The 21,691-nt window shown below is 58.5% G+C and carries 17 protein-coding genes; 9 read left to right on the forward strand and 8 right to left on the reverse strand.

Annotation, left to right across the window (positions count from 1 at the left end; all coding sequences use genetic code 11):
- Positions 1 to 193 precede the first annotated feature (193 nt).
- Positions 194 to 1,108, reverse strand: a complete 915-nt coding sequence (locus tag Q2M23_RS23230) for a hypothetical protein (RefSeq protein WP_316397155.1) — start codon at positions 1,106 to 1,108, stop codon at positions 194 to 196.
- 195 nt (positions 1,109 to 1,303) lie between these two features.
- On the opposite strand from Q2M23_RS23230, the gene Q2M23_RS23235 reads away from it, so the two are divergent.
- On the forward strand, positions 1,304 to 1,579 hold the full coding sequence (locus tag Q2M23_RS23235) for a hypothetical protein (protein ID WP_316397156.1): 276 nt from the start codon (positions 1,304 to 1,306) through the stop codon (positions 1,577 to 1,579).
- Positions 1,580 to 1,626: 47 nt separating this feature from the next.
- On the opposite strand, the gene Q2M23_RS23240 is transcribed toward Q2M23_RS23235, so the two are convergent.
- From Q2M23_RS23240 to Q2M23_RS23250, 3 genes are read right to left on the reverse strand one after another with little or no spacing between them, the layout of a single operon-like run.
- A complete protein-coding gene (locus tag Q2M23_RS23240; RefSeq protein ID WP_410469754.1) occupies positions 1,627 to 2,577 on the reverse strand; it encodes a Dyp-type peroxidase in 951 nt (316 codons plus the stop codon).
- 10 nt (positions 2,578 to 2,587) lie between these two features.
- Complete coding sequence (locus tag Q2M23_RS23245) at positions 2,588 to 3,100, reverse strand: hypothetical protein (protein ID WP_316397158.1); 513 nt, start codon at positions 3,098 to 3,100, stop codon at positions 2,588 to 2,590.
- A gap of 20 nt (positions 3,101 to 3,120) precedes the next feature.
- Positions 3,121 to 4,074, reverse strand: coding sequence for a catalase (locus Q2M23_RS23250; protein ID WP_316397159.1), 954 nt, complete (start codon positions 4,072 to 4,074; stop codon positions 3,121 to 3,123).
- Between the two features lie 168 nt (positions 4,075 to 4,242).
- On the opposite strand from Q2M23_RS23250, the gene Q2M23_RS23255 reads away from it, so the two are divergent.
- A complete protein-coding gene (locus Q2M23_RS23255) occupies positions 4,243 to 5,106 on the forward strand; it encodes an SDR family NAD(P)-dependent oxidoreductase (protein ID WP_316397160.1) in 864 nt (287 codons plus the stop codon).
- A gap of 48 nt (positions 5,107 to 5,154) precedes the next feature.
- On the opposite strand, the gene Q2M23_RS23260 is transcribed toward Q2M23_RS23255, so the two are convergent.
- Positions 5,155 to 5,613, reverse strand: coding sequence for a hypothetical protein (locus tag Q2M23_RS23260; RefSeq protein ID WP_316397161.1), 459 nt, complete (start codon positions 5,611 to 5,613; stop codon positions 5,155 to 5,157).
- A 232-nt stretch (positions 5,614 to 5,845) separates the two neighbouring features.
- Between Q2M23_RS23260 and Q2M23_RS23265 the strand changes: the two genes are divergently transcribed.
- From Q2M23_RS23265 to Q2M23_RS23275, 3 genes are all read left to right on the forward strand, one after another.
- Entirely contained in the window at positions 5,846 to 6,673 is an 828-nt protein-coding gene (locus Q2M23_RS23265; protein WP_316397162.1) for a hypothetical protein, read from the forward strand.
- A gap of 48 nt (positions 6,674 to 6,721) precedes the next feature.
- Positions 6,722 to 9,613, forward strand: coding sequence for an ATP-binding protein (locus Q2M23_RS23270; RefSeq protein WP_316397163.1), 2,892 nt, complete (start codon positions 6,722 to 6,724; stop codon positions 9,611 to 9,613).
- A gap of 98 nt (positions 9,614 to 9,711) precedes the next feature.
- Entirely contained in the window at positions 9,712 to 12,468 is a 2,757-nt protein-coding gene (locus Q2M23_RS23275) for an ATP-binding protein (protein ID WP_316397164.1), read from the forward strand.
- A gap of 41 nt (positions 12,469 to 12,509) precedes the next feature.
- Here Q2M23_RS23275 and Q2M23_RS23280 read toward each other — a convergent pair whose 3' ends face one another.
- On the reverse strand, positions 12,510 to 13,730 hold the full coding sequence (locus Q2M23_RS23280) for an OpgC domain-containing protein (protein WP_316397165.1): 1,221 nt from the start codon (positions 13,728 to 13,730) through the stop codon (positions 12,510 to 12,512).
- Positions 13,731 to 13,934: 204 nt separating this feature from the next.
- Between Q2M23_RS23280 and Q2M23_RS23285 the strand changes: the two genes are divergently transcribed.
- From Q2M23_RS23285 to Q2M23_RS23300, 4 genes are read left to right on the forward strand one after another with little or no spacing between them, the layout of a single operon-like run.
- On the forward strand, positions 13,935 to 15,245 hold the full coding sequence (locus Q2M23_RS23285; protein ID WP_316397166.1) for an NAD(P)/FAD-dependent oxidoreductase: 1,311 nt from the start codon (positions 13,935 to 13,937) through the stop codon (positions 15,243 to 15,245).
- Positions 15,246 to 15,280: 35 nt separating this feature from the next.
- Positions 15,281 to 16,261 (forward strand): HlyD family secretion protein, encoded by a 981-nt coding sequence (locus Q2M23_RS23290; RefSeq protein WP_316397167.1) that lies wholly within the window; start codon positions 15,281 to 15,283, stop codon positions 16,259 to 16,261.
- On the forward strand, positions 16,262 to 17,482 hold the full coding sequence (locus tag Q2M23_RS23295) for an ABC transporter permease (RefSeq protein ID WP_316397168.1): 1,221 nt from the start codon (positions 16,262 to 16,264) through the stop codon (positions 17,480 to 17,482).
- On the forward strand, positions 17,479 to 18,630 hold the full coding sequence (locus tag Q2M23_RS23300; RefSeq protein ID WP_316397169.1) for an ABC transporter permease: 1,152 nt from the start codon (positions 17,479 to 17,481) through the stop codon (positions 18,628 to 18,630). Before Q2M23_RS23295 ends, Q2M23_RS23300 begins: the two co-directional genes overlap by 4 nt.
- Before the next feature lie 27 nt (positions 18,631 to 18,657).
- Here Q2M23_RS23300 and Q2M23_RS23305 read toward each other — a convergent pair whose 3' ends face one another.
- Both Q2M23_RS23305 and Q2M23_RS23310 read right to left on the reverse strand, forming a co-directional pair.
- The gene (locus Q2M23_RS23305) at positions 18,658 to 19,287 is read right to left on the reverse strand and encodes a PepSY domain-containing protein (RefSeq protein ID WP_316397170.1); all 630 of its coding nucleotides are present in this window, start codon (positions 19,285 to 19,287) and stop codon (positions 18,658 to 18,660) included.
- A gap of 690 nt (positions 19,288 to 19,977) precedes the next feature.
- On the reverse strand, positions 19,978 to 21,600 hold the full coding sequence (locus Q2M23_RS23310) for a recombinase family protein (protein WP_316397171.1): 1,623 nt from the start codon (positions 21,598 to 21,600) through the stop codon (positions 19,978 to 19,980).
- Between the last annotated feature and the right edge of the window lie 91 nt (positions 21,601 to 21,691).

Raw genomic sequence — 21,691 nt, forward strand, 5'->3', positions numbered from 1 at the left:
TCGTAAATGGGCGGTACTGATGGCCATTGTTTTACCTTCGCAATGGTCTCAAACATCCCCACAGCGCCCCCGCCAAACGGATTGAGGGCTTCCGCTTTCGCCTTTGCCCACTCGACCCATGCCCTCAACGTGCGATCTGAGACCGTGACGTCACCCTCGGTCGCGAGCCGAGCCTCGACCTCTGCGAGAAATGTCAGCAATCTCTCCCTCTGTTCCCAATTGATGGCGTACTCGCGAAACTTGTTGCAGCGCTTCTCGTCGATTTCCCGCAATCGATGGGCTTCGCTTCCTCTTCACGGTAGCGCTTCTCCTGCTCTTCACGTTCACGCTTCATTTCTTCAAGGGTCGGCCCTGCCGCCATTATCGCGCCGACGATAGTTGGCATGAGTTGTCCAATCTTGATCTTTTGCGATTCGACCCACTCAGGCCGCCGACCTTGCAAGTAGGTCGTGATGCTGACCCGCAGAAAGCCTGAAGAATCCTGACCCGACTTGCAATACTCGGCGGACGCGGTCCATTTGCGTTGTTCCTGCCATTGCTTGAGGGACTGCACCATCTTTTCAACGACTGAGCACTCGACTTGATGCCCGTCGATCAAGAACGTTATCTTGCCTGACGCTGGTGATTTCTCGATTGTGCCACCAGCCTTCTCAACTGCATAAAATATCGCGCTGGTGGCTCTGAAACGATACAGATCGCGCTCTGACAGGTCAGGGATCGAGGGTGACGTCCAACCGATCTCCCGACGACGATTCCTGTTCTCCAGCTCGCGCTCTTTCTGGCGTTTCCTGTGACTGGCGATCCACGTCTGCACGCGTGGGTGAAGGTTCTCGTTGCGCTCAGGCACCGCGACATCACGAATGCGATTGGCCACCGTCGCGGCGGCTTGTTTAGCCGCAGGGGAAGGCGCCGGCTTTGGCGGCGTAGGGTGGATATCTGCCGCGCTTGGGATCCCGTCCCGCCGAGGTGGAAGCTTTAGTGTGACGACTGGCTTTCCGGCTTCCTTCTTGGCCCAGTGGCCGCGCGGAGGATAAGGCACGTCCAGCCTGTCGCAGACCTTGGCCAGACCGTTTCCGGTGATTCCGAATTCCTCGGCAAGCCGGATCATCAGCTTATCCCAGACCATCCGGTACAGCTCTTCGCGCGTGACGCGCCGCGCATGCGACACTTTCACCGAACGCGAAGGTGATCAGGATCATGATAGAGGCACTGCGCAAGCGATACGAAGAGCGATTTGGCGTCATTGAATGCCTCCATTCAGGCGTGTCAGCCAGCGCAAGCCACTCAGGCTAGGGAGGAATACGTGTTCACCTCCGCGGACTACCGTGAAATCGGGCAAGCCTTTAAGGTGCCGACGAGCTGGGCGCGCTGGAAACGCGTAGTCGTCCGCGTGGTCGCGACGGCCAACGATAGGATCGCCGCGCGCGCCTTCTCCGATAAAATTGCCGTCGTTGATCCACTGCGACTGTACAAATTCGAACTGGCGTTCTGGGTCAGCATTGATCATTGCGAGGACTATTCCACGGTCTTTGCCATCGTCCTCCGTCGCGTCCTCAGGCAGAAGCGGACCGTACGCTGATCCGCGGCGAAGAACTCTGTGCTGGCGAGTGTCGGTTATCGTGCCATCTAGCGCAGCCCGCGGATTGACGCGGCGGATGTGACTGCCGACTGGTGTTCTTCTTCCGTCGGGATCGTCTTGATAGTTGAAGTCGTTGCGGCGCATGACGTCGCTCGCGAGGAGGGATCGTCGGTGTCTGGAGATAGCGCGAGCGGGCAGCCGCTGCGCCACCGGCCCATCATCTTTGCCGCCAGGAACTCCTGGCCAGTCGAGCTATCTGCGTTGTCGCGTAGGAAGCGGCGGAACGCCGCAACGTTCTGCCTAATCTTTCGGATTGCGATGAAGGTTCCATTGCGCCAAAGCTCAGGTGGCCCACCTGCACTGGCAATCGTGCCGAGCTCGTTCTCATATCCAAGTACGAACTCGCCCGCTTTCGCAGGTTGACCTTGACCCGGTAGAGGAGCGCCGCCTTCGCCCTCGATGAACGGCCGACTGATCCCGTCAGCGAAGCCGAAATGTTCGCGAAAGGTTGGAGGGATACCGACATCCAAGCGAGAGATAAGCCGGAGTGTGGGGAGGCCGCGCATTGCCTCGTGGCCAATGGCAAGCTTCGCGTCGCGAGCGGCTTCCGTCTGCCCCATGAGGAAGAGGCCCATGTGAAAGCCATTACCGCCGTGAGGCCAATCCCAATTGGCCGGATCGCTATCTCCGACGTCGCCCAAAAATGTTTTGCGCGCTGCCATCCCCTGTTGAAAGGCGCGCGGGAATCCGGCCAGAATCTCGGCGTTCACGCCCAATCGTCGAAGACCTTCGGCTGTGTACACAACGTTGATCCAGGCCGCATCCGCCGGCGCCTCCCAATCGGCAGCCGATGTGATGTGGGGAAGAAGTCTCGTCAACGCCCGTCGAGCACAGTCCGCATCATCGATGCGGAAGACGAGATAAGAGCCGTAGTACGGCATTGGCCTATTTCGCAGGACGGTCCCTTGGATATCGGCCAGTTCGAGTTCTGCCCCCATCACGAGAACCTCAGTTCGCCGCGTCCAGAAGCTCGGACACGGCGCCGCCCAATCTCTTCAATCTTGTGACGTCTTTGACCGTGAGGTCGTGGTGACAGACGTAGAACATCTCTGCCGTCACGAGGCTGTCCGCAATCATCTTCTGGGTTTCGGGCTTAGAGGATCGGTCGTAGCCATCCCACACACCAATCATGAGGCCGTCGAACCAGGGGCCAGCCTCGCGAACGATATCACCAAGATAGGGTACGAAGTCCCCATCGTATGTGACCGTCACCAGAGCCTGCGTGTCATCGTTGATGATGATGACCCGGAGCTCGTGAACAGTGCCGATTCTTCCCTCCCAGTAGCGCGACTCTGCCTGAAATTGACCGATGCGTTCGCGCAGCAACTTCGCTCCGCCTGGTAAGAACTTTACGACGGCAGTGGCTTCGCCACGTTTGCCATAGCGAAGCCCGGGTCCATCTGGTTGATGGCGAACCTCAAAGTTATCGGTGGTCCGGTCGTTCTCAACGAAATTGGCCATTGGTTTGTCTCCAGTGAGGGTTAGGTGGACTTTGCAGCGTGGCGCCAACCGCCACTTCGCAGCGCGGCCGACAGTTCATAGACACCGCGTCGGATCTGAATGATCGGATCGTCAGTGGTCTCGAGGCCGTCCACGAGCGCCGTCGGATCGTGGTTCATGACGACATCGCCGAACTCCGCTTCGGTTGTCGGAGCGGAAACAATCAAGTGACCGATCGAGACGCGCTTTCGTCCCTCAGGCCAGAGGACGGTCGCGTCATCAAGTATGTCGTCAGGCTCTGCGAGCTCGAGTTCGAGTTCAAAGGCAATCGGCCGTTCCTTGAGCCGCTCGTCGAGCTCCGTGAATAGGACTGACACGTCCTCATGTGCTAGCTGGGCGACCGGCTGGCCTTTTACGCCGGCCACGGGCGTCCAGTGGATGCGGGCCGGAGTCGTTACGTTGTCGGAATTGGTAAGAAGGAACGTGTGGACGGCGTGGAATTGCGTGTGCGCGAAGCTGATGGGCGCGGGCGACTCAGCTCGCATCTTTAGCACGGCCGCGCTGTTCGGATGTTGGGGGAGAATTGCCTTCAGGCCGTCCATGTTCGGAGGCTTACCCGGCTCGGTCGGAGCGGCGGCCTCAACGAGCGCGATGAATTGGTCAATCGATCGCGCGATGAACAGCTTCTGGCTGAGCATTACCAGGTTGGTGACGCGACCGTCCGGTAGATAGAAGCGTGTTGCCATTCCGACAGTCGAGCTGAAGTGCGCGAACGGATCTCCGCCTCCTTTCGAGAAGCGCACCGTCACCGGCACTTCTTCCCCCTGTAGATGTACGGCGCGCGTGAATTCCCGGGCGACTGAGTAGGCCTTGAAGCTTCCTCGGTACAGACGTCCGTCTGCGTGGAGCGTGCGGTAACCCGGATACCGACCGAGTACTGCGTGAATCTTTTCGACGATCTCTGCGGCTTTTCGATACTGGCTCTGCTGCGTCATTTGGGGCCTCTTCGTTGAGGGCCGATCCTAAGCAGGGCCTGTCTTTGGCCGCAGTAAGGGCAGGCGAGCTAACCGTAAGGAAACGCGCCGTCACCTCCATCAATACGCCCCAAACCGTAGTACGTCGCATGACGCCTTGAGGTGTAGAGCTAGGACGGAGACAGTTCGATGACGAACATGACGAGCGATCTGAAAGGCAAGGTAGCGGTCATCACCGGTGCGGGTGGTGGGATCGGATTGGCTCTCGCGCTAGAGGCGGCTCGACGCGGAATGAAAGTCGCTCTTGCGGATGTCGGGGAAGAGGCACTGGTTTCAGCCAGGGATCAGGTGGAAGCAATCGGGGTGAGCGCGACTGCGTTGAAGACCGATGTTCGAAACATGGCGGACATCGAGGCGCTCAGACTTCAGGCGACCGATCGACTAGGGCAGCCATGGCTCGTTTGCAACAATGCCGGCGTAGCAAAGATTGCACTGACGTGGGAGACGTCAGAGGCAGATTGGCGAAGGTTGATAGACATCAACGTGTGGGGCGTCATCAACGGCATCAGATCTTTTCTGCCCGGCTTGCGCGCGCGGAAGTCAGGATACATCCTCAATACCGCGTCCGTTGGCGGACTTCTGAGCATGCCGGCAAATGCCGCGTACGTTGCCAGCAAGCATGCTGTCGTCGGCCTTTCGGAGACGTTATACAGGGAGCTAAAGGCAGACAATTCCGGGGTCGGGGTCTCTGTACTGTGCCCCGCGTTGGTCAAGACAGCGATTGCCGGCACGCGAGAGGTCGACGGTAAGAAGGTCTCCGCGATCGACTCGCCACATGCCATGGAGCCGGCAGATGTCGCACGGATCACGTTCGATGCCATCGAGACAGGGCAGTTCTGGATTCTGACGCATGCCAGCCATATAGCGCCCCAGATGGCCGCGCGCCTGGCGCAGATGATCGGGCAGAATAATCCGAACCGTGACAGCGTCGATCCGTCGATAGCCCAGACGGCGACAGCGGCCACCGGGGTTGATTTTATTCACGCTCCGTAGCGCGTCAAACGCTTAGGTGTATCGAGATCTCAAATTGGGCGGATCGAGTCATGCGTGCCGCCCTTTGTAGCCGTAGCGCTGCAACTCCTTGCGGCCGGCGATGTCGAACTGGACCAGTGGATTGAGCCCGCCTGTTCGAGCCATCTGCCGAAGTTCTCTGAGATTGCGATTAGGCTGCAGGTACGTGTCGACTATGGAGTCCATCGTCCTTTCCGCTGCCTCGATGACGTTTTCTGAGCAGATAAGCCTCATCCGTCCGATCAAGGAATAGAGTTTGACCAGATCCGCAATTTCGTCCTTACCGTGGCTGAGCGCGTCGCTGTATAGCCGTGACGCTTCTGTGACGAACTCGCTGAATAGCTTTTCCCGTTTAGCGGTTTCGGTCAGCAGGCGCTTCTCCCGCATGATCGTAATCTGTGTCAGCCAAGTCGTCGCAAACGACGTAATACCGCCAACGGCCACGCCAGCGAGCCCAACCAGCGCGGAAAAATAAGGAGAAGCTTCCATCGAAACACCGGAACGCGGGAGGTGTACGACTCTTACAGGGGAGAAGGAGCATCCGTCTAAGGCGAAGACGTTAGCTGGAGGATTCACTTATGCTTACGTACAGGTAATATAACACTAAAAGGTCCGAAGCGGGACTTTTGGATTTTTTTGAAACGTTTTCATTGGAGGTCCGTCCAAGTCTTTTTAGCCTCTGTGTCTGGCGTGCAGCGGGGCACGAAGGACCGGAGGCCTCATGAACCAATTGGCAATCTCAGATGCAGCGATCATTCGCCAAGAACTGCGTTGCCTTGAGGCGAGCTCCATTTTCTCGAGAAGCGGTAACCTCTTCTCACTCTTGAGGTTCGTGGTTGAGGAGTCGTTGGCGGGACGCGGAGAGACCCTCAAGGAACTTGTCATTGGGGATGCTCTCTATGGGAAGCAACAACCATACGACCCGCGGATAGACTCGACGGTCCGGGTTGAAGCGCGGCGCCTTCGGCGAAAGCTGGACGAATACTACCGAGCCGACGGAGCCAGCCGCCCGATCCGTATTGAATTGCCGACGGGCGGTTACAGACCTCTATTTCGCGACACACCTGTCAGGTCGGCAGATGGCGTGCCGAACAAGCTCAGAGCGCGCACCTCGACAGCGTCCGTTGATCTCGCAATCTTGCCGTTTCGGGCACTTTCAGCTGAGTCCGAAGACCACCGCTTCGCCGACGGCCTTACTGACGATGTGATCTATGCGTGCGGAGCTTTGCCAGGGCTGAGAGTGGCTCCCCGGCTCGTCGTCTTCCAATATAAAAACAGAAGCTACTCGGTGGCCGAAGTCGCCAGTGAACTGGGCGCCGCACTGGTCCTTCACGGAACTATCCGCGCCGAACCAAGCCGGAGCAGAGTGACGATTGAGATCTCCGATCCGCAAGGTTTCGTTGCTTGGTCGGATCGGGTAGAGTTCTTGAGCTGGGATAGCATCGGGGAACAGGAGAAACTGGCGGGTGCCATCGCACGTCGAATCCCAGTTGGTATTGCACAAAGCGTATCTTGCTGCAGCAATTCGCAATGCTCGGCGGTCGCCTGATCTCACGTCGAAATTCCGAATCAGCCGTGAGAACTTGGAGCGCACCTCTTGAGCAAGGGGGAAACGACGATCACTGGGCCAGTCGATATCCTCAAGTTCGGCCCATTTTGGCTCATCCCGAACCACGGCGTACTACTCAAGGAAGGCCGACCTGTTCGACTGGGTAGCCGGGCATTCGACATTCTAGTCTTGCTTGCGAGAAATGCCGGCCGCGTTCTCTCCAAGCAGGAGCTCATGGACAACGTATGGCCAGGCACAGCCGTCGTTGAGGCAAATCTTTCCGTACATATGGCAGGGCTCCGCCGTGCGCTCGATACAGGGCAAGCCGGTCCGCACATTCTGACGGTCTCCGGACGAGGATATCGCTTCGTCTCGAAGGTCGAGGTCATCACGAGTGCTGAAAAATATCCCGTCACCGAGACCACAGGAAACATACCATTCATGTTAACGCGCCTGATCGGTCGGGATCAGGTGTTCGCCGAAATTTCGAAACGTGTGGCGCCCCACAGATTGCTTACCATCGTTGGGTCAGGAGGTGTCGGTAAGACCGCTCTGGCGCTCAACATCGCTGAAAATCAACTGCCGCATTGGCGACATGGTGCGTGGCTGATCGATTTCTCGCCCTTCTCCGATCCTGACCTGGTTTGCGCGGCGCTTGCGACGGTCCTCGGGTTGGAAATAAGGTCGCAAAACCCGACTCCGGCCCTCGTCACCGCTCTCCATGACAAGGAGATGCTTCTTGTCTTCGATAACTGCGAGCATTTGATCGAACCTATTGCAGCGCTGGCTTATGCAATTCTTCAAAGCGTGAGTACGGTGGGGATTATCGCGACCAGCCGCGAACCACTGATGATACCTGGAGAGCTGGTTCATAGACTTGAGCCGCTTGAAGTCCCTTCTGATGTCAGTCCGGTGGGCGCTGTTGAGGCACTCGCCTATTCATCCGTAGCGCTACTTCGCGAACGAGCGCTCGCTGTCATCCCGGAATTTGAGATTCGGGATGAGGATGCGCTAGCTGCGTCGCTCATTTGTAGAAAGCTCGCCGGCGTGCCGCTCGCGATCGAGTTCGCGTCCGCACTCATTCCATCCTTCGGCATCAGCGAGCTGGCTTCGCGCTTGGACGATCGTATGAGACTACTCCGCGGAGAACGGCGAGCGGCCGCGCCTAGGCACAGGACATTGATGGCTGCACTGGATTGGAGCTATCGACTTCTAACTCCTGCCGAACAGCTCGTTCTGCGCCGATTGGGTATCTTCTCCGGTGGATTTACCACCGATGCGGCCGATGCCGTCCTGTCGGATCCCGACCGCCAGCTGGACGTGCCGGGCATTCTAACGAGTCTTGTCTTAAAGTCGCTGATTGCGGCCGATCTTCGCGATAATCACTCCCGCTTTCGTCTCCTGGAGACGACGCGAGCGTTTGCGCTAGAGCGGATGGAAGAAGAGTTTGAGCGTTTAGATGTCGAGCGCAGGCACGCTGAGTACTTTGCGCGGCTTTTGCACGGAAAGCAGGGACTGCCGTCGGCGCGCACAGATTACACTTCGTTTACTCCCGATCTCGACAACATACGTGCAGCATTGCAGTGGGCCATGTCGGATCGCGGCAATCACCATCTTGCCGTCTCGATCGCGGCGGGCTCTCTGCCGATATGGTTTGGCCTGTCCCTCTTCGCTGAATGCGGCTCGAAAATGAGGGCTCTCTTCGAGATGCTCCCGGCGGAACTCCGGGATACCCCGGAGGGGCAGTCGGTTCATATTGCCACCATCGCTACGGATATCTTTTCGCGAGGGACGCCAGCGGATAGTTACGACGAATGGACGAAAAAGGCGGCCGCCGCGGAGGCGCGGAATGACATTCGCGGACGCGTACGGCTGCTGATCGCAAGATGGACGTATAATGTTCGTGTGCCTGATTATTTGGCAGCGGATGAACAGTCGCTCGCCTTCGAGGCCATGGCGCTATCCTCGGAAAGCCTTGCCCATGAGCTTCCGCCTGCAGATGATCCCTATTACGCGCTGGTCGCTCCTGAAAGCTTACGTGCGACCACGCAATGGATGCGCGGGACGACCTTGCATCACATGGGCAGGTTAGATGAGACTATGGCGCCATTCCTCGCGTTTCTTCGGGAAGAAACCCCGGAGTTTCGTACCTGGTGGATGGCGGCAACGGGTTTCGATCGACGGTCGGACACGCTTGGACTGATCGGCCTGACGAAATGTGAGCGAGGTGACCTCTCGGACGGAATGGCCGACGCGGAGAGTGGAATTGTGGTGGCACGCGAGACAAAGAAAGCTCTGGCTCTCTGCCAAGCCTTACAGTGGTCGATCGCTTGCCGGTTCATTTCGGCAGCGGACGTGACGAACATGAGTGTCGATATCGATGAGATGACGACTACAGCCGAACATCATTCGCTCACCAGCCATCTGGGCATGGCGCAATGCTTCGCCGGCTGTCAACTCGCCCTTCAGGGACGATATGCGATCGCAGCACAGCAATTTCAACACGGGCTCGAGAACCTTGATCGCGCCAGATATGGCGTGTTCAAGCCAATCTTCGTCGGCGTACTAGCTAGTGTCTTCGCGGCCGCGGGCCAAGTCCGAGACGGCCTGCGACTAATCGAGCAATTCGAATTGAAAGGCGATAGTCCGATCGGATTTGGATATGCCGAGTATCTTCGCCGAAAAGCTCAATTGTTAATGCTAGTCGGGCGCGAATCTGATGCCGAGGATGTACTCAGAAGGGCCGTCGATATCGCCAAGGACCAGGGAGCGGTACTCAACCACGTTAGGGTGGTTACCGATCTGTATGCATTGTGTCATGAGGCAGGTCGCCGCACTGAAGCCATCTCGGGCCTACGTGGAGCCGTTGAGGCAATTCCAACGACACTTCAGGGACGCCATCGCGAGCGCGCAGAGAAGCTTCTCGCTGCCTGGCAGTAACGATGGGTGTGATAAAGTTCATGCGGGCATAACGGATGGCGCCTGAGCCACTGGGAGAGTTGCGGTTCGGTCGGTTTCGGCTTCTTGCCGATCAAGGCATGCTGCTTGAGGGTGACCGTCCGGTTCGTCTCGGAAGCCGAGCATTCGACGTGTTGAACTTGCTGGTTAGTAACCCTGGTCGGGTGCTGACGAAACAGGAGATCATGGACGCCGTCTGGCCGGACACAGTTGTAGTCGAAGCCAATCTATCGGTTCACATGGCTGCCCTTCGCCGGGCTTTGGGGAACGTCGACAATAGCGGTCAATACATCATCACGGTACCGGGCCGCGGCTATCGCTTCGCCTCCAGGGTGGACGTGGTCGCCCGCACCGAAGGATTCTCCGCGGCGAAGCCGATCGGCAATCTTCCGCTTCTGCTCACCCATCTGATCGGACGCGACGCTAATCTGGCGGATATTGGCCAGCGACTGAGGCCTCACAGACTCCTGACCATTGTGGGCTCCGGCGGCGTCGGAAAGACCGCCCTGGCTTTGAATGCTGCTGAGGCACAACTGCCGAAATGGAAAGGCGGCGTCTGGCTCGTCGACTTTGCGACGTTCTCCGATCCGGAGCTTGTTCCCACGGCGCTTGCTACGGTTCTTGGGCTCGAAGTACGATCGACAAGGCCAATACCTTCTATAACAAGCGCGATCGCCAACAGAGAGTTGCTTCTAGTCTTCGACAATTGCGAGCATTTGCTCGAGCATGTAGCGGCTCTGGCCCATGCGATCCTGCAATCCACGAGGTCAGTCGGAATACTTGCGACCAGCCGCGAGCCGCTGACAGTTCCGGGTGAACAAATTCAGAGACTGGAACCTCTCGACGTTCCGCCGGAGTCTATGCCTATCGGAGCGGAAGAAGCTCTCGCTTACCCATCGATCCAGCTTCTTTCGGAACGTGTTTGTGCGCTCAACGTTGACTTTGTCTTGCGCGACGAGGAGGCATTGGCAGCGTCCTTGATTTGCCGCAAGCTTGGAGGAGTGCCGCTTGCGATCGAGTTCGCATCAGCGCTCATTCCATCATTTGGTGTCGTTGGCCTAGCCTCTCGTCTTGACGATCGGTTGAGGTTGCTCCGTACGGAAAGAAGAGCGACGTTGTCTAGGCATCGTACCTTGGCTGCTGCTCTCGATTGGAGCTATCAACTGCTGGACGAGACGGAAAAGCTTGTTCTGCGGCGGCTTTCGGTGTTTTCGGGCGGATTTACCATCGAATCCGCGGCTGCCGTGGTGCCGGACCCGGACCAACAGATCGACCTGGCGGCAACGGTTGCAACTCTTGTCCTCAAGTCACTGATCGCACCGGATCTTCGTGATAGCCAACCGCGGTTTCGCCTGCTGGAAACGACGCGCGCGTTTGCCCTGTCGCTCCTGACAGAATCGTTCGAGCAACAAGAAGTGGGTCAGCGACATGCTGTCCACATTTCGAAGATGTTGAAGGGTAAAGAGGGGCCTTCACCCCATCTCAACGCTACTGCGTTCCTACCGGAACTCGACAATATCAGGTCAGCGCTGAACTGGTCACTGTCGGAGAGCGGAGATCTGGCTCTGGCCGCGTCCATAGCGGCCGAATCATTGCCAGTGTGGTTTGGCTTGTCTCTCCTGACCGAGTGCGGCGCCAGAATGCAAGTCGCGTTCTCGAAATTGACGCAAGGTCTTCGGGAATCGTCTGAGGGGCAAGCGATACATGGAGCGATCACGTCCACAGAGATCTTTACGAGTGGAACCGCGGACGCGAGCTATCGCGATTGGATGCGTAAGGGCGACGCGGCGGAAGCAAGCAAGGATGGTCGCGCCCGGGTCAGGCTCCTGGTGGCGACATGGACGTTCAATATCCGACTTCCCGACTATCCGGCAGCCGACGAACAGTCGCGGATGTTTGAAGAGATCGCGCTGAGCTCGAACAGCGCCAATCTCAAAGCTTCGATCGGTTGGATGCGCGGTACGACGCTGCATCATATGGGACGTCTAGGTGCGGCGAGAGCTCATTTCGAGCAATTCATCCGCGACGAAACTGCCGAATTCCGCGCCTACTTCATGTCCACAACGGGCTTCGACCGCCGTTCCGACGCATTCGGCCTTCTGGGCCTCACCAAATGCATGCAAGGCCACGTGGAGGAGGGGCTAAGGGACGTAGAGACCGGCGTCAGCGAAGCGCGTTCGACTCAAAAGGCGCTGCCGCTGTGCGAAGCGTTGCAGTGGTCGATCGCCGCAAGGCTCATATCTGCCGCGTCGATCAGGACGATCAGCTGTGAGACGGAAGAACTCTATTCGACCGCGGAGCAGCACTCCCTATCAAGTCATCTGGGGATGGCGCTTTGTTACAAAGGTTGCGCGCATTCGCTGCAGCAGAAGCACGCCTCAGCAGCGAAGTTTCTTGAGGCTGGACTCGATAGATTGAAGAAGGCGCGATACGGTCCTTTCGATCCGCTCTTCGTTGCCGTTCTCGGGTCGGTGCGCGCCGCTATCGGGCAGGTCAGGGAAGGCCTTCGCGCGATGGAGAGCTTCGAAAGCGACCAACAGTATCTGATGGGCTTCGGTCGTTCCGACTTTCTCCGCAGAAAGGCGCGTCTCAAGATGCTTATCGGAGCGTTCGCGGAAGCAGAGGGACTGCTACGCGAAGCAGAGAGCGTAGCAGCCGATCAAGGAGTCGCGGTCTGGGTATTGCGGGCCGCAACGGATCTAGCCGAATTTCTTCACGGACGAGGGCGGATCGACGAAGCGTCCGATAATTTACGCAAAGCTATCGCGACCGCCCCGACGGGACTGCAAGGGCCGCACCGTCGGCGTGCTCAAGATCTACTTGCGCTTTGGAACTGACGCCCGCTCTCGTATTCATGGCGCTGCTCTGAACCCATCATTTAATCGAGCGATCTCCCGACATAGCTAGTTCCACCGCCGCCGTGGACTAGAACCGAGTTGGCCACCCGGGGGGCAGGTTCTGCGGTGGGCTTCTTAACCGGCTTGTCCTGCTGCTTTGACCAGGAACGATAGTATGCGACGGCGGTCATTGCCGCGATGCCCACGATGCTGACGAAAATTTGCATCGGAATAGTACCCGAGACCTCCGCCAGGACGAAGTGAGCGGCGAACGAAAGAAAGATGCCGGCACAGAACACTTCGAGAGATTGTTGACCACACTTGATCGCTGGACGGAATCCCTTCCATTCCAAACCAGGCCAGTCGCGAGGCAGAAGCCTCACTACGAGGAAAGCAAACACGATGAAGTGGACGAGACGGTATGGCGCCAGATTCGTTTTGTCGTTCGGAACGAACTGGTCGTAGACAATATCCGGAACGAAACTCCTGACGACGGAAAAAGTCTCGCTGAACGTGATAATCGCTGCGAATAGCAAGTATGCGACCCCGAGTGTCAAAGCTGTTCGCGACCGGATGAACGTCATGGACGTTCCAGATCCACCGAGTGCAAACCAAGCGCCAAATACGAACAGCACCTGCCAGGCAAACGGGTTGAAGTACCACCTGCCGTGCGGATAGGCAGGCAAATTCCAGCCGAAATGGCGGGACACGAGATATAGTGCGACGGAGCCAAGCATAGTTAGATTGGGAGCGCGCAACATCGCCCAAAGGACGGGTGGAAAGAGCCCAATCAGAACAATGTAGAGCGGCAGTACGTCCATGTTCACTGGCTTGAACGCCAACATCAATCCATAGAACAGCGTCTGTGCAGGCTGTTGGAGGAAGATGTGGACGTTGAACTGGTCGAGAAACGCCTCGCCGCCATATTTTGGAGCGAGGTATCCGATCTCCGTCAGATAGATGACGAACAGCATTACGTGCGCGACGTAGATCTGCCAAGCTCGCCGCAATAAACGCGTGGAGCCAACGACAAACCCGCGATCAATCATACTCTTTGCGAATACGAATGCGACCGTATAGCCGGAAATGAAGATGAAGAGGTCGGCAGCGTCGCTGAAGCCGTAGTTGCGCGTAGTAACCCAATTTAGGACGTTGTTGGGGATGTGATCTAGAAAGATCGCCCAGTTCGCGATGCCCCGAAAAAGGTCGAGCCTCAGGTCGCGGCCCTGCGGTGGCAGAACGGCTTTAAACGACGCTGTCATCGGAAGTCCTCCCCTGGATACCGACGACTTCAGCCATGGTATCGCCCGGAGAGGAAGAAAGCTGGCGTTAGCTGGACGAGCACGCGGCGCTAACGGTTAGCGCAGAGAGCATCACCCCGGCTTACGACCGCCAGGGGTTTCAGACGACTAAGATCTCGCCGACAAAACGCCCCTGCAGGGAGCGCGACATAGGCGGGTTCGATCGTGACGCGACCAAATCATTCCGGGCTGCATCGGATACTAATTGTCGGAGGTGGGGCAGGCGGTTTGGAGCTGGCGTGTCGCCTAGGCCGGACGCTCGGCGGCCGCATGGCCGAGGTCACGCTGGTCGATCGCAACGCCTCGCATCTCTGGAAACCACGATTGCACGAGGTTGGTGCGGGCCTCGCTGGCGCGGCCGATGACGAAACCAGCTACCTCACGCTGGGACATCGGCATGGCTTCGAGTTCTGTCTGGGCGAGTTGGTCGGCTGGTCGAGGAACGAACGATCGATCGTCGTCGATAGCGTCACGAGCGCGCTGAGCGAGGATGAATTACTAGAACGGCGTATCGTTCCGTACGATACGTTAGTCTTCGCCCTCGGCAGTCGGGTGAACGACTTCGGTATCTCGGGCGTCAGAGAGCACTGTCACATGCTCGACAGCACCGAGCAGGCTCTGCGCCTCCAACGCTGCTTTCTCGAGGCGGCCGTCAAGGCCAGTGCAGGAAAACTTGCGCGCGTGCGGATTGGAATTGTCGGCGCGGGCGCGACGGGCGTCGAACTCGCGGCCGAGTTTCACCATGCCGGCCACACCATGGAACTATACGGAGGTCTGGGGGCAGCGGGAAAGTTGGACATAACGCTAATCGATCGATCTACGCGAGTCCTTCCGGCCGTTGATCCTCGCACTTCCGCGAGTGCGCAGAAGGCGTTGCAACAGCGCGGTATCAAGGTCTTGCTCGGACAGCAGGTGAGCCAAGTGTCCAAGGACGGCCTGCTGTTGGCGAGCGGCGACAAGCTCCCATGCGACATTATGGTGTGGTCATCGGGCATCGTTGGGCATCCCGTCATGACGAGCATTGGTCTACCGACGACGAAGGGCAATCGCGTCGATGTCGACGATTGCCTGGCGTGTGCCGGCGTACCCGATGTCTATGCGATTGGCGATTGTGCCGCCGCACCGAGTGCTGACGGTAAGGGTGTCCTACCACCTACGGCACAGGTCGCTCACCAACAGGCCGAATACCTCGCCCGTGCGCTTAAACATCGGATCCAGGGAGCTGCCAGCCCGCCATTCGTGTATCGGCCGAGAGGGACGCTAGTGTCGCTCGGCGCGAGAGAGGCTGCGGCGGAGTTTGAAGCGCCAATCCGGCAAAATCGCGTTCTTCCTGCGCACGGTGCCTTTGCCAAATTGCTCTACGCAATGCTCCATCATGCACATCGAGTGACCCTGCACGGGGCGGGACGCGCCACGGCATTGTTCTTTTCGGATCGATTGAGGCGTGCGGCATTTTCTGCCGTCAAGCTTCACTGAACGGTCTCATACGGTCCCATATCGCGAGCTTACAAATGAAGAAATACGCCCGCCTGGTCATTCTGATTGCGGTGTTTGCGGCTCTAGGCGCAGCGATGTGGGTTGCCACGCGTCCGCCCCCGTTGGTGATTCAGGGAGAGGTAACAGCAGACCGCGTCGATATCAGTCCCAGAGTATCGGGTCGAATAGTGAAGCTTAATGCCAATGTCGGTGACAATGTCACGACTGGGGAAGTCATAGCAGAGTTGGAAAGTCCGCAATTGGGGGCGGCACTTCTTGCTGCGAGGGCGACACTCGCGGTGGCGCGCGCCGACCTTGATAGGATTAATAGTACCCGACCGGAGAACATCGCAGCGAGGAAGGCGGACGTTGCTGCCGCGCAGGCCGACATCACTCTGAACCAAGAGACTTATAATCGGCAAGCTGAGCTGGTGAAGACCGGTAGCACGCCTCAATCGCGTGTCGATGAGGCGACCCGAAATCTCGAAGCCGCAGTCCGGAAGAAGGAAGCTGCGGAGGCGGCATTCCAACTTGCGGTCACAGGAGCAAGCAAGGAAGAGCGGGCATTGGCGGCCGCCCAAGTCAAGCAATCGGAGGCGTCTCTAAATCAGCGCGAAGTCGACGTCGGTGAACTCACGATCCGGGCGCCGGGTCCTGGGCAGGTCACTACCAGAGTCGCCGCCTTAGGCGAAAACTTCAGCGCCGGCGCGCCTCTCTTCTCCATGATCGACATGGGCAATATCTGGTTCACGTTCAACGTTCGGGAGGATTTGCTGAAGGGTCTCAAGATCGGTGACACCTTCGATACGGTGATCCCGGCTCTCGGATCGCGGCACGCGACGGTTCGCGTCACCATGATCAATGTGCAGGGGCAATACGCAACCTGGCGAGCAACGCGCGCAACGGGTGACTTCGATCTGCGTACCTTCGAGGTGAGGGTCGTTCCGACAGAGGATTTAGTCGGACTGCGGCCAGGGATGAGCGTTATCGCGGCTTGGGCCGCCGGGGCGCGCTAAATGGTCGCGCGCGTTGGTCTACGGTTCGGCTTCTGGTTGGTTTTTGTTCGCGAGATCAATTGGCTTCGCCGTCGTCGCTTTCTATTGGCCTTGACGACGATTGTGCCGCTGATGTTAGCCGCGCTAATGGTGTCGATCTTCAGTGCTGGATTGGCTACGCGATTGCCAATCGCGGTACTTGATCTCGATACCTCAAATCTCTCCCGATCTATTATTCGGCTGGTCGATGCTACGGGCGACACGGCCGTCAGCGTTAGAGTCTCCGATCTTTCCGAAGGAAGGCAACGTATTCTCTCTGGGGACGTCCATGGTCTCCTGATGTTGCCGAAGAATCTTGAACGAGACGTGTTCGCAGGCCGTCGACCCGAGGTGGTGTTCTTCTACAATACCCAAACCATGACGACGGGTAATCTTACCCTCCGCGGTGTCAATGCCGCGCTTCCGGCCGCGTCGGCAAGCATCAGGTTGTCATTGAGGACGGCGAAGGGTGAGCCATTTGAATATGCGCAGGCCGATTTGGCGCCGATTCCGGTTCAGACGCATTCGCTGTTCAACCCGACGCTCAATTATGTTCACTTTCTGCTCGCCGCATTGCTGCCCGCGATCTTGCAGATCGTGATTGTGACTACTTCGGCCTACTCCATTGGTCTCGATATTGAGACCCCGTATCGGCTGCGCACACTGCGGACGATCGGAAGAGGCCTGTGGCCGGCTTTGTTCGGCAAGATCTTGCCTTACACGCTCTTGTTCATGATCGTCCTAGGGGGGCCTGACACGATCCTGTTTCAATATTTCGGTCTACCTTTGCGGGGGCATCCTGGGCTTCTGGTTCTGTCCGCACTGCTGTTCATCCTATCGTGCCAATTCTTGGGGATTCTACTGGCTCTGGTACTGAAGCCGACTGCCAGCGCAATCAGCATCGCCACGCTGCTGACTGCACCCGCCTTCGGATTCATGGGCATCGGCTTTCCTCGTCTGGGGATGAACCTGTTCGCGCACTATTGGGGCGCTGCGTTACCTGGGACCTGGTATCTTATGGCGCGTATCGATCAGACGATACGCGGCACACCGGTCGATCTCTCTTGGCAGCCGATCGGAGCCTTGTTCTGCTTCACGGCGGTTCTGGCCAGCTTGGTCGCCCTGAAGCTTGAAATGATCGGAAGAGGTTCAGAAAGGCAAAGACGGCGCATGCTTGTCAATGCGACGGGAGAAGCGCGATGATCTCCGTCTTCCTATCCGAGCTTCGTCGGGTGACCTCTCAGAAGGCTGCATTTTCGGTGCTCATATTGAGCATGATCCTTTACGCGCTGTTCTACCCCCAACCCTACCTCAACGAAGCCTTGCGCAACGTGCCCATTGCGGTGGTCGACAAGGACGGAACGGCAACGAGCCGGCTCTTCGCGCAGTTGATCGATGCCACCCCGGATATCGAGGTAGCAAACGTATTGCCCGACCTGGTGAGCGCAGAACGCGAGGTGTACCTAAGGCACACTTTCGGTGTTCTGGTGATCCCGCAGCACTTCGAGCGTGATCTGCTACACGGGCGTCCTTCGCCGGTCGCACTTTATTCAGACGCCAGCTATTTTCTGCTCAATCAACGGATGACGATCGGTGTATCCGCCGTTGCCAAGACCATGGGCGCGGAAATCGAGACGGCGCGGCTTGTAAATATCGGCATCGATCCCGTCCTGGCTTCGGCCGCGGCCGATCCGATGCCGCTGACTGCCCAGCCGCTGTTCAATCCGCAGGGAGGTTACGCGACATACATTCTACCAGCAGCGTTCGTTTTGCTTCTTCAACAGACACTGCTGATCGGTGTCGGGCTGTTGGGTACACTTCCGGGTGCGGTCAAGGGCGCAAGCGCGGTCTCGACGGTGGGAGGTAAACTACTCGCGTACTCTGCTCTTGAGGTGATTCTGCTGCCAGCTTACCTGATCGTCTTGCCATATCTTTACGGCCTGCCGAGGTTAGGATCTGTGCCACTAATACTGCTGCTCGGCATCCCGTTTGTCTTGTCTGTGGGCGCGTTAGGTTTGGTAATCGCAGCACTGTTCCGCAAACCCCTTACCGTCCAATTGGCTATGGCCGCGGTCGGAATGCCGTTTATGTTTCTATCGGGCTTTTCCTGGCCATCTGAAGCTATTCCGCCCGTTGTAAACGTGGTGGCCCGGTTGCTCCCCAGCACATCCGCTATCGATGGGTTTGTACGAATCAGCCAACTCGGGGCGTCGCTCTACGAGGTTCGCGCAGACTTGCTCGTGCTCAGCACGCTAGCGGTCGTCTATACGTCAACGGCAGTGTACCTAGAAAGCCGGATGAGTGCCCGATCGCCATCAGCGGCGCGAAGCGCTGCTGCAGATTTCGCCTAGGCAGTCATTTGAGAAGTTACGGCCGCGTTAGCGCTTCGACGGCCTCCTAACTGGCGGTTCCAAAAATACCTGCTTGAGATCGTTTCCCGACACGACAACTACGATGAAGTTTAGCTTGCTTTTCTCTTCGACGAGCCCGGCGCTGATGGCTTTGCCTGTGATATTGCGCTCCGCGACGCGCACAGCATCTAGCACATCTTGCTTTACGAACGTGAGGGACGCCAATATCCGTCGATCCCGTTCGTCCAGATCCTTGACGGCGGTTGGAATTGCGGCGCCGACGGGCTTTCCGGAAGAGGCGTCGATGACATCTTCCCATACCCAGGCGCCGCTGAAGGACTTGACGCGAAACACCGGAGAAGGAGGAGAGCCATCAAAACTTGCGTCTACTACAGTTGCATTGCGGTGTAGCTTTTGAGCGCTCGCCAATGCGTCAACCAGCAGGATGGCCACTTTCTTGAAAACATTCAGCTCTCGCTGGATAGAAATATCATCTATGCCGTCCTTGGCGCGATCTGTCGTATTCGCAGCCGCGGCGGTTAAATCGGTCCGAGCGAACGCTGGCCCGGTGGTCAGCAATAGCGCGGAAAGCCACAGTGCATTTATTGACCAAGCTGTCCACTTCAGGAGCTGATTTCCGTCGTGCTTCGTTGCCACACCGCGACCCACTATTCGTGCTCTCTTTGAATACCGGGTCTCTTGATAGGAGACTGGGGCTCGCAAGGGTCGTGACATCACGTAATCAAGACATGCTAACGGCGCCCCCGGGCGCCGGGGCTTCTGTGAGGTAGCTTAAGTTAAGCAGTGAACGGTTAGAGCTCGCGGCCGTCATGCGGCGCCAGGCGCGCAGCGGATATGCTCAAAGTTCAGTTCTGGCCGTTTTCATCGGACGAGAGGCGGAGTCGCCGTTTTGGTATTCGGACGACTTGGATGCCGTTCATTTTAGCCACAGTCGAGCGCGCGACCGGGGGGACCACCGACAAGGGCCAAAAGGTCTTGGAATTGATCGAGGCGCGCCCGAGTGCTGACCAAGCGGCGGAGTCGGCGAGGGTCACGAGCCCGTCGAGCCGGAATCGCTGTTGCCGCAGCTAGCTCACCGGGCCAAGAGGCGGCCGAGATCAGCGCCGCGAAGCTCGAGAAAGAGCACGGTCGACAACCTCATTGGGTGTGCTGCGGCCACGTCGCCATCTCCGTCAAGCGAGAGTTCTTCCCGAGAGATTGCTTACTCGCGCCAACGAAGCGGAATTTCAGATTCCCTTGGAGCGGACATATCGCTTTATAAAATCGAGAAAATCTGGCGCACCCGACACGATTCGAACGTGTGACCTTTGCCTTCGGACGGCAGCGCTAGGCGACGGCCTCAAATAGCAATTTGAGATGGTTGCAGGTCCCCGCAACCAGCACACCCCCAGACTCCTGGGGGCCAGCCGCCCTCTCAGAAATCCTGAGCAGGGCGGCGAGTTGGCGGTAAATCTCGATCTCCACCGGCTTGTAGCGCTCACGCGGGTGGATGACGATTTTCTCGACGATCTCCCGGATTGCCTCATGGGCCGCCAAGCGGCTGTCTTCGTCTGCCGAGGCGAGGGTCTGCTTCAGGTCGCGCACCTTGTCGCGGTAGGCGTTGGCCGCGTTCGGGTGGAACTCGACCGTTGGCGGGACGATGTTGGCGATCTCGGCTTCGAGCTGGTCGCGCTCCGCTTCCAAGGCCGTTAGCCGGTCACGCAGCGCGCGGCTGGGGGCTTCGGCAAGGATGGCGTCCACGGCCTTGGTGATGGCGCCGTTGACGTTGCCCAACCGCTTTTCGAGGTCGCGGCGGCGATGCGCGGAGGTGCCGTGGAGTTCACGAGTGATCCGGTGATACTCCCGGACATACTCGGCGATCACCTCAGGCGCGGCCAACTTCTCCTCGATCCCTTCGAGCACGATAGCCTCGACGGTGGCGCGCGGCACCATGCGCTTGTTGTCGCAAAGGCCCGTCTCCTTCATCCGCGAGCACAGCAGCAGCGAACCGCGTTTGTCGTGGCCGCCGACGATGTAGCCCGAGCCGCACCGCCCGCACTTGACCAGCCCCGACAGCAGGTTCTTAGGGCGGGTCGCAAGCCGCTTGGTCTGCGGACCACCGCGCTTAGTTCTCCGGGCCTGGACGCGGGCCCAGATATCGTCATCGACAATGCGCAGGTGTTCGGCTTGCGCCGTCATCCATTCCTCGCGCGGATTTTCGCGGCTGATGCGTTTGCCGGTCTCCGGGTCTTTGATAAAGCTCTGTCGGTTCCAAACGATGCGGCCCACATACAGCTCGTTCTGCAGGATGCCGTTCATGCGCTTGCGGCTGCCGCCGATGGTGGAGGCGTTCCAGGCACCGCCACGCGGGCCGGGCAGCGTCTTCTTGTTCAGCGCCGCGGCGATGTCGCGCGGTGACCTCGCATCGAGATAGTCGGCGAAGATGGTGCGGACGACGGCGGCCTCCGCCACGTCGATTTCAAGCTCGCCGGCTTTGCCGGGTATCGGCCGGTAGCCGTAACTGCGCCCGCCGTTGTGGCGGCCGTCACGGTTGACGCCGGCCTGGCCGCGCCGGGTCTTCTGCGCCAGGTCTTTAAGATAGAGCGAGCCCAGCAGTCCCTTCACGCCGATATGGATATCACCGGCGATGCCATCCTGTGCGGTACGGATCTCGATGCCTGCGAACCGCAGCCGCTTGTGGATACCTGCCAAGTCTTCCTGGTCGCGCGAAATGCGGTCGAGCGCTTCGGCGACGACCACATCGAACTTCGCCCCCTTGGCATCACGCATGAGGCGCTGCCACCCCATCCGGTTCAGGGTGCTGGCGCCGGAGATGGCGCGGTCATCATACACGCCGACGATCATCAACCCTTCACGCTCGCAGATATCGCGGCACAGCGCGACCTGATCCTCGATCGACCTGTCGGTTTGTTTGTCCGAGCTAAACCTTGCGTAGATCGCGGCCTTCATCGGTGCTGGCTCACGTCTGGTGTGCCGTTCTGCCGCTCATAATCCGCAATTGCCGCAGCACGAGCAAGCGCACGAACGAATCGCAGCATTG

It is taken from the genome of Bradyrhizobium sp. 33ap4, from assembly GCF_032654765.1.
Classification (GTDB): domain Bacteria; phylum Pseudomonadota; class Alphaproteobacteria; order Rhizobiales; family Xanthobacteraceae; genus Bradyrhizobium; species Bradyrhizobium australafricanum.